Here is a 14,444-nt window from a genome sequence, read left to right as displayed (position 1 = left end):
GGCGTTTTTTTATGAAGCAATCGTAATCGTTCAGCTATTCCATACTAGGCACCAACCAAGCACATTGGTACGGTGCCAATTCGAATTCATGCAGCGCCACTGTTTTTCCAGTTAACAATTCATCACAGCCCGCGGCTGTGAATTGCTGCGGTATTTTTTCAATGCCATGCACCTCATGGGGGTAGGCTGTTAGGTTATGTATACAAAGGATCTGCTCCCCGGAGTGCGGATCACAGCGGATAATGGCAAACAAGGTGTCTGATAACACCAATGCCTCCTGAGAAGCGTCGGGGCTAAACGCATGATGACTGCGCCGGATCTTAATGATCTCAGTGAGTGCTGAAAAAATCCGCGACTGGTCACTGGCGGGATCGCACAATAGCCCGTTTAACTCATCACTTTGCCATTTATGACGGTTAATTGAACGTGTCCTTCCCGTTAGCTCGACCTGCTCCAAATCGTTAGGTGTTGCAGTCAAACTATGGATATATAGGGCAGGGATCCCTTGCAGCGATAGCATAATGGTTTGCGCACACAAGAATCGCGAGATCTGAAAAGTGTCTGGCCCATTCCGCGTTCCCTGAAGCGCTTCAAATAACGATATGTTCAGTTCATACGGACTCTTTGTACCATCACCGTTAGCTTTCATACTGACAAAGCCACCGAACTGATGCACAGATTCAATCAAATCGGTTATTTCATGCTTAGGAATGATCCCTTCGACCGCCCGGACACCAATACCATCATGGGAAGCGGTGAAATTTAGAAAGCAGCAACCGGCAGGAAAAGCAGGTAGTGATCGCGCCCAACGCGTGAGATAGCTGGCATTACCACGGTTCAAGCCGTGTAGGATCAGCGGTGGCAAAGCAAAGTTGTACACCATCTGTGCCTCATCGCCACTGCCAAAATAGCTAATATTCTCTTCGTGAGGCACGTTAGTTTCCGTGATAAGAACCAGCCCTGGATCCAACCAACGGAAGATATCCCGCATCAGCTTCACCACTTCATGGGTTTCGGGTAGGTGAACACATTTACTGCCTAGGGTTTTCCATAAAAAGGCCACGGCATCGAGGCGAATGTAACGAGACCCCTTGACGATATACTCAAGCAAGATATCGATCATCTCGATCAGTACATCTGGATTAGCAAAATTCAGATCGATCTGATCATCACTGAAAGTGGCCCAGACATGCTTCACCCCTTGACGGGTATAAACATCCACTATCAGCGGACTGGTTCTGGGCCGAACCACCGAGCTGTAATCAGCATCAGGATCCGACTCGACAAAAAATTCCTTGCCTTCCCCCTCACCATTAATGAAATCAATGAACCAAAGGCTCTGACGGGAGGTATGGTTACACACCAGATCCGCCATCAAGTCGAAAGACTGCGCAATCTGCGCAACATCGTCCCAAGTACCGAGCTTATAGTTCACAGCCCGATAGTCGATCACTGAAAAACCATCATCTGAGCTGTAGGGAAAAAACGGTAAAATATGCACGGCAGAGAAAGTGTCCGCTAAATGCTGACGCAGAAATTGATTCAATACCTGCAGCGGCCGCTTACCCTCTTGCAATAAGCTATCGCCATAGGTGATAAGAATAATATCTGACTCGTCCCATCGCCCTTTTCTCGTCCTTTGATACGCTGCCGTTCGCGCCTCAATCTTAAGCATCAGCTTTGCTAAGCAATCGTCACTGCCATAGATCCGCTGTAAACGTTGGGACAAGATCTCTGACAACGTCGCCAATGTTCGCTGATCTGCCATCGGTTCACCTCCTGAGATTGCTCTATTATGGTGCAAACTTACCCCTTTAGTATCAAATTCTGGTGCAAGTTGGCTTCTATTCTTCACCCTTTAGCGGTCAGAGGTAGATATCCTCAATCCCTGTGAAAACACCGTATAGACATAGCATTCGCTGTGCCAATCATAAAAATATTTTAACTTGGCATCCTGTTTGCTGTGTCTTTATCACAAAGTTTAGTTTCAGGAGTGTCACATATGATACGCAAATGTTTATTTCCGGTGGCGGGCTACGGCACACGCTTTTTACCGGTAACCAAATCAATGCCAAAAGAGATGCTCCCCGTCGTGAACAAGCCGTTGGTGCAATACGGTGTTGAGGAAGCCGTTGACGCTGGTCTGGATCAAATAGGCTTCGTCACCGGACGAGGTAAGCGCGCTATCGCTGATCATTTCGATATTAGTTATGAGCTCGAAAATGAGATCGCCGGTACATCGAAGGAAGCATTTCTTACTGATATACGCACGCTGATCGAAACCACCGATTTTTCCTACACCCGCCAGAACCACATGAAAGGGCTTGGCCATGCCATTCTTTCCGGAGAAACCTTGGTAGGTAATGAACCGTTTGCGGTGGTATTGGCCGATGATCTCTGTCTTGGCGAGGACGACGGCGTTTTGAGCCAGATGGTGAAACTGTATCGCCAGTTCCGTTGCTCTATTGTCGCCATCGAAGAAGTGCCGATGGATGAAACCTACAAGTACGGTGTCATCAAAGGTACCGAGATGAAAGATGGCTTGTTCCGTGTTGAAGATATGGTAGAGAAGCCAGCACCCGAAGATGCACCGTCCAACTTAGCCATTATTGGTCGCTACATACTAACACCCGATATTTTTGACCTGATTAAAGAGACCCCCCCCGGTAAAAATGGCGAGGTACAATTGACCGACGCCATTCTTAAACAGGCAAAAGATGGTTGTGTACTGGCGTACAAATTCCGCGGCACCCGATTTGACTGCGGCAGTGTAGATGGCTTTATTGAAGCCACAAATCACGTTTACCAACATGTCTACAAAGCGGAAGAGGCGGCAAAGAAAGTCACTCCTCTCACCGCCAGCAAACCAGATAAAGAGGCCGAAAGCGCCTAAAGATTTCTTCGTTAAAGAAACCAGCTCCAGGTTGCCACTTATCTCCGACAGGGCCTAACTAAAGGGGAGATAAGTGGCTTTTTTTATGGCCACAGGCTACCCCCCTCGATGAACAACAGTTTCCAACCTTCCCCCAGCCAACCATAAAGTTTGATCCCTACGTTTGTTTAGCGCAACGGAGAGGATGAAAACGAAGAAACACGCTATGGTTAAAGACCAAACGGAAAACGGAGAAACACGCCATTGAGGCGTTAGACTGCGATTTAAAGCACAGTTGCGAACCTTGTGTCGCTGAACATTGTTATTTGTGCCTAGGTTTTATCTTATGACTATTGTTAAATGGTACAAGATGTTGATACTTAACTTATCAGCGTAAAAAGATCGTCTTCTGAAGTACAAAGGGTGTCATCAGGCTATATGACCGCAGATAATCAGGAAATGGATAATGATGAGCTACTGTTCTTCGCAGATGATGAAGAGTTAGTTGGTTCAGACAGCCCTGAACTGGAAAAATGGCGTATTCTAATCGTCGATGACGATCATGAGATACATGCCGTCACTCAGCTCGCCCTCAATGGTCTCACCATTTTTGACCGAGACATTGCGTTTCTGCACGCCTATTCCGCCGATGAAGCCAAAGAACTGCTCCAGCATGAACAAGATATCGCTATCGTGCTGCTTGACGTAGTAATGGAAAATGACGATGCCGGCCTGCAGCTTGCTCGCTATATACGCGATGATTTAAAACAAGATGAGGTACGTATCATTCTGCGTACCGGACAACCGGGTTACGCACCGGAAGAGCAAGTGATCAAAGATTACGATATCAATGATTACAAGACCAAAACCGAGCTCACCCGCAATCGCTTAGTCACCTCCATTATCACTGCTGTGCGTTCCTATCATCAGATAAGAATGCTCAACCAAAGTCGTCGCGGCCTGGAGATGATTATCAAATCCAGTGCCAATTTGATGGAACACCATGCAATGAAGGGCTTCGCGGAAGGCGTACTGACCCAACTTGCCTCGGTGCTAGGTGTTGAGCCAGAAGGTGTGCTGTGCGCGCGGCGCGGTCAATTCAGCAGTGAAGAAGAGACACCAGATAATAGTATTTATGTCTTAGGCGCTGCTGGCGATTTTGCTCCCTTCGTTAATCAGCCACTACAAGATCTCCCAAGCCAGCATATCGCCAATTTGGTAGAAAGCTGTTTAAACGAAAAAGCCCATCAATACGAACAAGACGATACCGCATTATTTATCGCCAGTAGCGACTACGAAGCCGCTATTTATATCGATTCCGCACGTCCGCTGGCACAAATCGACCGCAACCTTTTAGAAGTGTTTCTCGGCAACATTGGGGTCGGATATGAAAACGTCAGCCTGTTCCAGCGCCTGCAACATGCAGCCTATACTGACGAACTGACCCAACTGCCGAATCGTGCCGGCTTTATTCAATGCTTGGACGGCTTTATAACCACCGCGGGTAAAGACCAAGTGGTTGCGCTGGTCGATCTCAACCAATTTTCCGATATTAACGACGGCTTAGGACAAGAAGCGGGCAACCAACTGCTCAAAGCTGTGGCAGAAAGACTATCGCAAACCTTGGGCGAGAGCTGCACTGTCGCCCGCGTCAGCTCAGATGTGTTTGGCATTATCGGTAGTGAACAGATAGTGACACCCGATCGCTTATTGTCAGTGTTCAATCATCCATTCCATGCTGGCGAACATATGCTGCCAATTAAAGCCGCCATGGGCTTTTGCTGCCAGCCACAAGCATCTGGCCGAGGACTTGACCTACTCAAGCAGGTCTATATTGCACTCAACTTAGCGAAGAAGAATCTGAGTGAGAAATATGCCTACTATGAGCAGTCTCTGGAAACATCGACCTCTGATCGCCTGAATATGATCCGCTCACTGCGGCATGATTTTTCTGAACGCCGATTGCAGGTCTGGTATCAGCCACAACTTTCCTTAGCTAATCTCAAAGTCTCAGGCATGGAAGCGCTGCTGCGCTGGCCTGATGGCGAAGGCGGCTATATTTCACCCGCTGTGTTTATCCCGTTAGCAGAGTATTCAGGCCTGATTGTTGATATCGGTGCTTGGGTATTGGAGGAGTCGCTGCGGCAACTAAAAGAGCTGCAGGAACAGGGATTCGAGGAACTCACGGTTGGCGTTAACGTCTCCATGCAGCAATTCCGTAGCGTTGGTTTTCTCGATTCGGTAATTAATACCTTAGCGCAACTAGAGATGGCGCCGGCATGTCTAGAATTAGAGATCACCGAAAGTGTGGTGATGGATGACCCTGCTGTGGTCATCGACACCCTTGGAAAACTCAGAGCCGCAGGCGTCAAAGTCTCTATTGACGATTTTGGTACAGGCTTTTCTTCGCTCAGTTATCTGCAACAATTGCCATTAGACCGGATTAAAATCGACCGCGCTTTCGTCACTGCTGTCGATGATGATCAAGGAGCTATCATTGCCGAAACCATCGTTGCACTAGGTAAGAAGTTGAAGCTAACGACGGTGTGTGAAGGCGTAGAAACCGAAGCACAAGCGACACATATGCGCCAGATTGGTTGCGATGAAGCACAAGGCTTCCTCTACGCCAGACCAATGCCCTTTGCGGACTTGGTCAACTTCCTTAGCAAACCTTAGCAAGTAGCCGTTAGATTACTTATGTACGCAAACGGCTGGCAATTTTGGATCGATCGCGGCGGCACATTTACGGATATTGTCGCCCTTGATCCCCATGGCAATAATCACCAACACAAATTGCTGTCAGAAAACCCCACCCAATATGAAGATGCTGCGCTGCAGGGGATCCTTGATCTACTGGATTTAACAGAGCTGCACCAACTGCAAGGTGTCGCTATTGATGCCGTCAAAATGGGCACCACCGTTGCCACCAATGCGCTGTTAGAACGTAAAGGCGAAGCGACCGCACTACTCATTACTCAAGGGTTCGCTGATGCGCTTAAGATCGGTTACCAACACCGCGCAGACCTGTTTTCATTACAAATAAAGCGTCCAGCCGCCCTCTATCAGCAGGTGGTCGAAGTTGAAGAACGTGTCGCTGCCAATGGCGAACTAATTTGTCCACTCAATACAAAAAGAGTGTTTGCGCAATTAACAGCGCTTTACCAACAAGGTATACGAGCAGTCGCCATCGCATTGATGCACGCCTATCGCTACCCAGATCACGAACAACAGATTGCCGCGATAGCTCAACAGGTAGGCTTCACGCAGATCTCGGTCTCACATCAGGTCAGTCCACTGATAAAATTGATTGGTCGTGGCGACACAACGGTTGTTGATGCATACCTCTCTCCCATTCTTCGCCGCTATGTTGATCGTATCGAAAAAGCGTTGGGTCACTGCCCATTGCAGTTCATGCAAAGTAGCGGCGGATTGACCGACGCCCACAGTTTTCAAGGTAAAGACGCGATACTTTCAGGGCCTGCAGGCGGCGTCGTAGGGATGGTAGAGACCGCAAGAAAGGCCGGTTTTAATCAGATCATCGGCTTTGACATGGGTGGCACCAGTACCGATGTCTCACTGTTTAATGGTGAGTATCAGCGTAGTTTCGAAACTGAAGTAGCCGGGGTGCGAATGCGTGCTCCTATGATGAAGATCCATACGGTGGCGGCTGGTGGCGGCTCTATACTCGCTTTCGATGGGGCACGACTCACCGTTGGTCCGGCATCTGCGGGCGCCTATCCCGGCCCAGCCTGTTATCGTAATGGTGGCCCCCTCACGGTTACAGACATCAATGTCTTGTTGGGAAAAATCCAACCCGACTTCTTTCCTGCTTTATTCGGCAAAGATGGCCAGCAAGCACTAGATATCAACCAGGTAAAAAACGATTTTCAACGCTTGGCAAATCAAGTCTCAGCAGCCAAGGGCTCAGCTTCCCGTCCAGAACAGATAGCGTCAGGCATGTTACGGCTCGCCGTAAACCACATGGCTAACGCCATTAAGAAGATATCCACGCAGCAGGGGCATGACGTAGGGCAGTTTACGCTCGCCTGCTTTGGTGGCGCCGGCGCTCAGCATGCTTGCTTGGTCGCAGATCAACTAGGTATTCGCTCCGTCTTTGTGCATCGCCTATCTGGGGTGTTGTCCGCCTACGGGATGGGTTTGGCAAGCGTCAGCCACATACAACAGCAAACTATCGAACGCCCCTTGGACGACTTCAATCAAGAAGCGCTGCAAGCGTTATTTCATCACCAAGTCGAAGAAGCTATTACCGCGCTCACGCGCCAGCACATTGCCGCTGCAGATATCTCATGTCGCAACAGCGTCAATCTACGCTACCAAGGGTCAGACACCCAGATCGAAATTGAGTTGGCGGATGCAGACAGCATGACTGCCGCCTTTCGCCACAAACACCAGCAGCAATTTGGCTTCACTCAGGACTCGCCGTTAATCATTAGCGGGGTGCAAGTGGAAGCCTCAGCCGCAAACCGGCAACACGCCTCACAGCCTAGTGCTGACGATTCCCCATGCTCATTGACCCGTACCCAGCCTTGCGCTATCACCACGCGTTCAGTGTTTATGGATGGCATATGGCAGCAAGTCCCCTTCTACGAGCGAACAGGACTCAGTTCAGGCGCCACACTTGCCGGTCCTGCGATTATTTTGGAGCCGGCCACTACAGTGGTGATTGAGCCCGGATGGCAAGCCCGCGTCAGCAATGATGACGGTCTGATCCTTGAGCGGGTAGTGCAATTGGCTAAAAATGAGGATATCGATACCAGCGCCAGCCCTGATCCCATCATGCTAGAACTGTTCAACAGCCTGTTCATGCACATCGCGGAACAGATGGGGACAACGCTACAACAAACCGCCAGCTCGGTGAACATTAAGGAACGTCTCGATTTTTCCTGTGCCGTGTTTGATAGTCATGGTGATCTGGTGGCTAATGCTCCGCACATGCCAGTACACCTAGGCTCGATGAGTGAAAGCGTTCGCAGTGTCATTGCGCAGAATCATGGGCGACTTAAGCCAGGTGATAGCATCATGCTTAACAGCCCCTACCACGGTGGCACCCATCTCCCCGATATCACAGTGGTCACGCCGCTGTTTAATCAGCGGGGCGACAAGATCCAATTCTTCGTCGCCAGTCGTGGCCACCATGCTGACATCGGCGGAACCACTCCAGGATCAATGCCAGCCGAAAGCTCTCATATTGAGCAAGAGGGGATCCTATTTGAAAACTTCAAGTTGGTCAGTCAAGGTGTGCTGGCAAGTGATGCCCTCTTAACAGCTCTATCGCAAGGAAAATACCCTGCACGAACGCCGCTGCAAAACCTCGCAGATCTCAAGGCACAACTGGCCGCAAATCAGCGCGGAATCAAGGAGCTGACCCGAACACTAAACCACTTTGGTGAACCTGCGGTGGCAGCCTATATGAGGCATGTGCAGAACTATGCCGAGCAGTGTGTAAGAAAGGCTATAGGCAAACTGCGCAATGGCGCTTACCAAGTGGAAATGGACAATGGCGCAGTTATCTCAGTGGCGATCACGGTTGATCAAAAACTGGGGCAAGCCGTTTTAGATTTCAGCGGTAGCAGCGAACAGCAGCCAGGTAATTTCAACGCACCAACCGCCATCACAAAAGCGGTGGTGCTCTACGTTTTTCGCTCATTAGTCGACGCACCTATTCCGCTCAATGTCGGCTGCCTTAAGCCGCTTAAAATTATCCTTCCTGAACGCTCAGTGTTGTCACCACGCTGGCCCGCCGCAGTAGTGGCCGGTAACGTCGAAACATCTCAATGTATCACTGATGCTATTTTGGGGGCACTCGGCGTACAGGCGGAAAGCCAGGGCACGATGAATAACCTCACCTTTGGCAATAGTGAGTTTCAATACTATGAGACTTTATGTGGTGGTTCCGGAGCCGGGCTGTCATTCTCCGGCACAGATGCCATACACAGCCATATGACAAACTCGCGATTGACGGATCCTGAAATACTCGAGTCCCGTTACCCTGTCCGTCTTGAAGCGTTTTCAATTAGACAAAACTCTGGCGGCAACGGTATCTATCGCGGCGGGAATGGTGCCACCCGTAAGCTCTGCTTTCTGCAGACAATGACTCTCTCACTGCTTGGCAACCACAGGCGAGTGGCGCCCAAAGGGCTAAATGGCGGTAAAGAGGGGGCTATTGGACGTAACGAACTCATCACTAACAGTGGCAAGCATCGCAGCCTGCCAGGATGCTGCCAGCTACAAGTGAATCAAGGGGACACTTTGATTATCCACACACCTGGTGGTGGCGGCTCCGGCAAAGCGTCCTCTGCTAGCCAGACAAAAAGCCGAAAATAACTGAGTTAATCGGTACTCACTTCAGGCATTTCACCGGCGGGTTTAAGCACTGTCACGTTTTCCTCTTCTGGTGGTGAAGAGGGTACCTCTACACTGGCATTCAGCAGCTCCAATTGCTCTCGCTTAGCAGCAATTTGCTCATCTAATTGCCGCAGCAATGCCACTTTCTCCACCAATTGCTGGTCAAGATAATGTGCCACCGTGGCAATATTCGCCACCTTATCTACATCCCGCGCCGTCACATAAGACGAAGCCGTAATTCCAGCGACCGGGTTATTAGCAGAGGAAGCGGCAGCCATAGGCTGATCGGCTACGGGTTCGCTTAACTCTTTCTTCGCGGCAGGCTCTTGATAAAGATCCTTTGCCACGGCTTGCACTGTTTCCAAATCAAAATCGGCCAGCTCTTCAAGATAGCCAAATAACAGCAGCCGGTCACAGAACAAGTTCACACGACGCGGAATGCCCGCCGTCGCCTCATGGATTGCCAACATGGCCTGTTCGGAAATTTTGGGACACCCCTGCCAACCGACTCGGCTAAGGCGATGTTCTATGTAGTCAACCAGCTCCGATTCCGATAGAGCCTCCAAGTGACAACTAGCTATCACTCGCTGCCTAAATTGTTCCATTCCCGGCGATTCTATCGTTTGCTTAAGCTCCTCTTGCCCTAACAAGAACGATTGAAATAGCGGCTTATTGTTGCGTTGGAAATTGGACAACATACGCAGCTCTTCAACCGTCTCAGCAGGCAGATTCTGAGCCTCATCCACCACCAGCAAGGCACGCTGTCCCCGCCGATATATTCCGGAAAGGAACTGCTCAATCGCTTTCAGCAATCCCGCTTTAGTCGGAAAATCTCCCTGAATACCAAAGGCATCTGCAACGAGCTGTAAGAGATCTCCCGGCGCTAGATTAGTAGAAACCAGCTGCGCTGCAACAACTCGGTTATCACTTAGCTCAGACAAAAGATTACGGACAAGCGTCGATTTCCCAGTACCGATTGGCCCAGTAACAACAATGAAACCTTCGCCCTGCGACAAGCCGTAGCGAAGATATGACATCGCACGTTGATGACTGTCACTGGCAAAGAAAAACCTTGGATCCGGGGTTAGCTGAAACGGTTTCTCGCTGAAGCCATAAAAATGTTCGTACATCTAATCACCTAAAATTGGCTTCGAATGCCCGCCAGTAAGCGAACTTCGTCATAATCAGTACCACCATTATAGCTATCGCGCGTGTTGTATTCCGCGGCGACATTAGCCGACGTACTCGGCCAAAGTTGACGAATGTAAGCGCTGCGTATAGACCATTCGGTGTCATCACCAGACTCTGTATCCCGCTCAAAGCGACGGTAAACAATTCGGTTGTCCAAGCTCGAGCGTTCATTCAGCCGGGTATCAAGGGTTAAACTTGCACCGCCAGTTTTCTCATCTGAACGCGCAGGCTCTTGACCTCCGTATTCTCGCTTAGAGTAGTAAGCATTAAACAACAGCGTATTTTTTTGCAGACGTAATGCTGTTGTCCACACCCACATTTTATTTAGATAGGGCTGATTGTTTACCGAGCTATAGGGTAAAGACTCGCTGACAACTTCCTGTCCGGGGGGGGGCGGTTGATTAGGCTGTGCAAAGGAACAATCATTTAAACTGCCTCCTCCACCAAGCGGGCACCATAAATCGGCATCGATACTGCCGTTACCAGACTGGCTGAACGTCGTTACCGACTCATTGTATTGGATAGAGTTTTGCAGCTTTCTCGTGCCATGGGATAAGCTTAATGCATAACTTTCGCCATAAAATCTACGATCATAATCGGCATAAAGTGAGGTAAGTTGCGTTGGGTTCCAGTTGACGCTGGCATTCCAATAATCCGATTCATCGCCATCAATCACACTGTTATAACCAAGGTCAACAACAAGTTTCGGACCGGTGGAAAAGCGGATCCCCCCGCCATAGCTTTTTAACGTCTGGTCATTATCGGCAACACTGGAATATTGATTGTCATCATAACTATAGCGGGCATATACGCCGAGGTGCTGCCAAACAAAATATCCCAGCTGCGCTTTTCCATACCGAGTATGCAGCGATGGTTCAGTGTCGGAAGATTCACGCATATCATCGTACTGTCCTACCCAAAAAATCCGATCCCAGCGATCGCCCTGGGTAGTACTAAATTGGATAGTGTGGCTCTCAGTATTATCAAAACTATCTGGTCCAGTATCATCGGCTTTAACCCAGCGATAGCTAACATCACTATCAACAACCATCCAGCCAGCGTGCTGATTCGAGTAACGAGTTCCTACCACCAGCTGCTGTCGATCAGAGACATTGCCCTGTCTAGAAACAATATCGTTAGACAAACCACGATCCAAGTTAGTTATCGCTTGATCATAGCTAGCCGAAGAATAGAGGGTCACTGGACGCCAAGGGGAATATGCCAAATTACCATCAGCTTTATGGTAAGAGGTTTTAGCATCACTATCGTCGGTGTAATAGATCCCCGTAAGCGCGTAATTTAACGCTGCGGTGAAATTGGCGCCCAAACCCTGCAGTGCAAACCCTGGGCTGACTTCAGTGACAAAACTCTCTGTTTCATCTGACCGTTGTCGCTCAATGTTACTGCTGTACATCTCTTCAACATAGATCTTTGGCACGGTCTGCCATTCCGCAGCATTGAGTGACAAAGAGCTGGTCGTCAACAGTAAGAATAGCGGCCACTTAACCGTTGTAATATCCATAGGCATAATACTTTTTATCCTTGGGTTTGGCTCTATTCATCAATAAGCCAACAGCACTATCTGGATTCAGCAGAGGGATACATGCCTGCACATCCTTCTTCAAAGTGCGGCCTTGTGAAATGACCAAGACTGTTTGTCCGGCTAGCTGCGCCATCGCATGAGCCTCGGTAACCCCCAGCAAAGGAGGTGAATCAAACAAGACCAAACGATCAGGATAACGAGCACCCAACTCAGATACTAAGGCTCTCATTTTGTCACTCGCGAGCAGCTCACTGGTCAGGTGGTGGCTTTGTCCTGCTTGAATAATTTTCAAGCGCGGGATATTGGTATTACAGATAACATCACCAATATCTTCCACCTTACCTAACAGATAATCGACTAATCCAGGACGAGGCTCGATACCTAACTCTTTGGTTAATGAAGGCTTAACCACATCAGCATCCACCAACAACACGGTGCGGTCTTGCTCATGGGCAATACTCATCGCCAAATTGATCGCATTAAAGCTTTTGCCTTCAGATGGATTTGCGCTGGTGACCATCACCAAATTAGCATTATCAGCCAAGGGACCTGCGACATTGAACGCCGTATTTAACAAGCGACGCTTAATAACCCGATACTCCTCTTTGATCCTGTTTCGCTCGAGATCAGGCACTAGCATGCCTTTATCACGCAAACGATCCATATCAATCTGTACAGCTTGCTGTTCAAACTCTCTGTCCGTTTCTGCAATTGGCTGCTGATCTTCTGAGGAGATAGTCGGCAACGCTTCACCTGCTGGGCTTTGCTGTTTTTGCAACAATGGATCGGTGACGATGCCTTCGTTGACAGGTTGCTCACCAGAGACAGATTTGTTCTGCTGCGCTTTCTTTTCAAGCGCTCGCTCGATGATCCCCATTACAGCACCCCCTCTGCCATCTGTTTTAATCTCGATGCCACCGGAGATTGTGAAGCTATTTGGGTAAACATAATTGCGCCATAAATAAATAACAGTATCACTGCACTCAAGCCCACACCGGCCGCTTGCAGTCGGCCAGAAAGAGACTGGGTCGAAGGATCAAGATCGGACACCTGACCTAACAAAGGGATACCGGTCAGCTCTACTATACTGCTCGCGCTGTAGACTCTTGGGTTAAGCTCACCCAACACAATAGGCACGCCAATCGCAATTAAGAAGCCGGCGGCGAGTACCATGGTATATAGCACGGGTCGCTTCGGGCCTACCGGTTTCGGTGATACTTTAGCTTGGTCGATCACCCTAAATTTAAGCGCATCCGCTTGTTCGCCGGCTCGCTGTCCCAATGCAGCGGTCTCTTTACGGCTTAATAGTTCTTCATATTTTTGGCGAGTAATCTCGTAGCCACGTCGCAACGCCAGTAAATTGGCTTCAACTTCTGGAACTTTGTAAACCAGTTGCTCTAGATCTTTCACTCGCGCGTCGTATGTACTGACCTGGATCCGCATCGATACAGCTTCAGACTCCAGAGTGGTCACCAGTAGCTGTAGCTGCTGGTAATACCCCATATCACCACTGCTTTGTGCCGACGGAACCATCGCTGAATTCTGCAACTCTTCAGTTCGCTGTCTTTCAAGTTGTTCAAGCAAGCGGGTAGTTTCAATAATATCAGGGTGTTGTTCGGTATAACGCAGTGAAAGGTCGTCTAGCCGTTGCTGTAAAGACTCAATACGTTGATCATACTTGGAGGTAAACGCTTGACCAGCGCCAGAACCCGCACGCATTTGCGTTTCGTAATCACGCAAAGTCTGTTTTGCATTGGCCAACTGACTCTCTTTCTGACGTAAAGCTAACGTCGCATCTTGCAGCTCGCGTTTTTCAGCTTCTAAACGGTTGTAGTATCCACCCGACTCACCGGGTAACAGTCCTGAATTTTGACGTTTAAAATCAGCGAGTTTTCTATCTTCCTCGACCAAGCGACGCTCATACTCTGCCAGCTGTTTATCGAGAAACTGCTGCGCCTGTTGTGACTCAATCCGAGTTTCGCCAAGAATATCTTCCATAAAAACATTAATCGTCGATTCAACCACCGCCTTGGCCATTCGCGGATCCTGATTTTGATAAATCAAGGTGTAAAGATTCTGCTTTTTATCCAACTTGATGGTTTTAATATCTCGCTGAAGCTGAGCGATTAGCGCATCGAATTGATCTTCATCGTTCGCCAATAGATCCATGTCTGACAGTCGCGCCACTTTTTCCAAATTGGAACGACTGAGAATATTCTTGAACATCAAACGTACCTGCGTATCAACGTCTGCTTCTACCGTTAACCCTTCTAATAAAGGCTTCAAAACAGTCTCCGTATCAACGTAGATACGCGCACGTGCGTCATAAACATCCGGCATGTTGCTAACATATATCCAGCCACCAATACAGATAGGCCAAACCAGCAGCAAAGCAAACAGCTTTCTTTGCCACACAGCAAACAACTTCTCTTGAATCAGTTCTAATGCATCCTGCATTACTGCATTCCTACC

8 protein-coding genes are annotated in these 14,444 nt (G+C 49.0%); 3 read left to right on the top strand and 5 right to left on the bottom strand.

Annotated elements, in window-relative coordinates:
• Positions 1–34: 34 nt before the first annotated feature.
• Positions 35–1,768, bottom strand: a complete 1,734-nt coding sequence (locus EXY25_RS06055; protein WP_130566120.1) for a sugar phosphorylase — start codon at positions 1,766–1,768, stop codon at positions 35–37.
• A gap of 234 nt (positions 1,769–2,002) precedes the next feature.
• On the opposite strand from EXY25_RS06055, the gene galU reads away from it, so the two are divergent.
• The 3 genes from galU to EXY25_RS06040 all read left to right on the top strand — a co-directional run bounded on the left by galU (position 2,003) and on the right by EXY25_RS06040 (position 9,217).
• Positions 2,003–2,893, top strand: coding sequence for a UTP--glucose-1-phosphate uridylyltransferase GalU (gene galU, locus EXY25_RS06050; protein ID WP_114339658.1), 891 nt, complete (start codon positions 2,003–2,005; stop codon positions 2,891–2,893).
• Between the two features lie 417 nt (positions 2,894–3,310).
• On the top strand, positions 3,311–5,548 hold the full coding sequence (locus tag EXY25_RS06045; protein WP_130566119.1) for a bifunctional diguanylate cyclase/phosphodiesterase: 2,238 nt from the start codon (positions 3,311–3,313) through the stop codon (positions 5,546–5,548).
• A gap of 21 nt (positions 5,549–5,569) precedes the next feature.
• Positions 5,570–9,217 (top strand): hydantoinase B/oxoprolinase family protein, encoded by a 3,648-nt coding sequence (locus EXY25_RS06040; protein WP_130566118.1) that lies wholly within the window; start codon positions 5,570–5,572, stop codon positions 9,215–9,217.
• Between the two features lie 5 nt (positions 9,218–9,222).
• Here the strand turns inward: EXY25_RS06040 and EXY25_RS06035 are convergent, their stop codons facing one another.
• From EXY25_RS06035 to EXY25_RS06020, 4 genes are read right to left on the bottom strand one after another with little or no spacing between them, the layout of a single operon-like run.
• Entirely contained in the window at positions 9,223–10,368 is a 1,146-nt protein-coding gene (locus EXY25_RS06035) for an XrtA/PEP-CTERM system-associated ATPase (protein ID WP_130566117.1), read from the bottom strand.
• 8 nt (positions 10,369–10,376) lie between these two features.
• Positions 10,377–11,957, bottom strand: a complete 1,581-nt coding sequence (locus EXY25_RS06030) for a TIGR03016 family PEP-CTERM system-associated outer membrane protein (RefSeq protein WP_130566116.1) — start codon at positions 11,955–11,957, stop codon at positions 10,377–10,379.
• Entirely contained in the window at positions 11,932–12,849 is a 918-nt protein-coding gene (locus EXY25_RS06025) for an XrtA-associated tyrosine autokinase (RefSeq protein ID WP_130566115.1), read from the bottom strand. The genes EXY25_RS06030 and EXY25_RS06025 overlap by 26 nt, the downstream gene beginning before the upstream one ends.
• Positions 12,849–14,429: an XrtA system polysaccharide chain length determinant gene (locus tag EXY25_RS06020; protein ID WP_130566114.1), complete on the bottom strand. Its 1,581-nt coding sequence runs from the start codon at positions 14,427–14,429 to the stop codon at positions 12,849–12,851. Before EXY25_RS06020 ends, EXY25_RS06025 begins: the two co-directional genes overlap by 1 nt.
• Between the last annotated feature and the right edge of the window lie 15 nt (positions 14,430–14,444).

It is taken from the genome of Corallincola spongiicola, assembly GCF_004284785.1.
Lineage (GTDB): Bacteria > Pseudomonadota > Gammaproteobacteria > Enterobacterales > Neiellaceae > Corallincola > Corallincola holothuriorum.
Note: the sequence above shows the minus strand (reverse complement) of the source record. Positions and strands in the feature narration are given on the sequence as shown.

Bases quoted from the DNA above. Each gene is read 5' to 3' on its own strand.
- galU (WP_114339658.1), top strand. From the start codon at position 2,003: ATGATACGCAAATGTTTATTTCCGGTGGCGGGCTACGGCACACGCTTT.
- EXY25_RS06030 (WP_130566116.1), bottom strand. From the start codon at position 11,957: ATGCCTATGGATATTACAACGGTTAAGTGGCCGCTATTCTTACTGTTG.
- EXY25_RS06020 (WP_130566114.1), bottom strand. From the start codon at position 14,429: ATGCAGGATGCATTAGAACTGATTCAAGAGAAGTTGTTTGCTGTGTGG.
- EXY25_RS06045 (WP_130566119.1), top strand. From the start codon at position 3,311: ATGACCGCAGATAATCAGGAAATGGATAATGATGAGCTACTGTTCTTC.
- EXY25_RS06040 (WP_130566118.1), top strand. From the start codon at position 5,570: ATGTACGCAAACGGCTGGCAATTTTGGATCGATCGCGGCGGCACATTT.
- EXY25_RS06055 (WP_130566120.1), bottom strand. From the start codon at position 1,768: ATGGCAGATCAGCGAACATTGGCGACGTTGTCAGAGATCTTGTCCCAA.
- EXY25_RS06035 (WP_130566117.1), bottom strand. From the start codon at position 10,368: ATGTACGAACATTTTTATGGCTTCAGCGAGAAACCGTTTCAGCTAACC.
- EXY25_RS06025 (WP_130566115.1), bottom strand. From the start codon at position 12,849: ATGGGGATCATCGAGCGAGCGCTTGAAAAGAAAGCGCAGCAGAACAAA.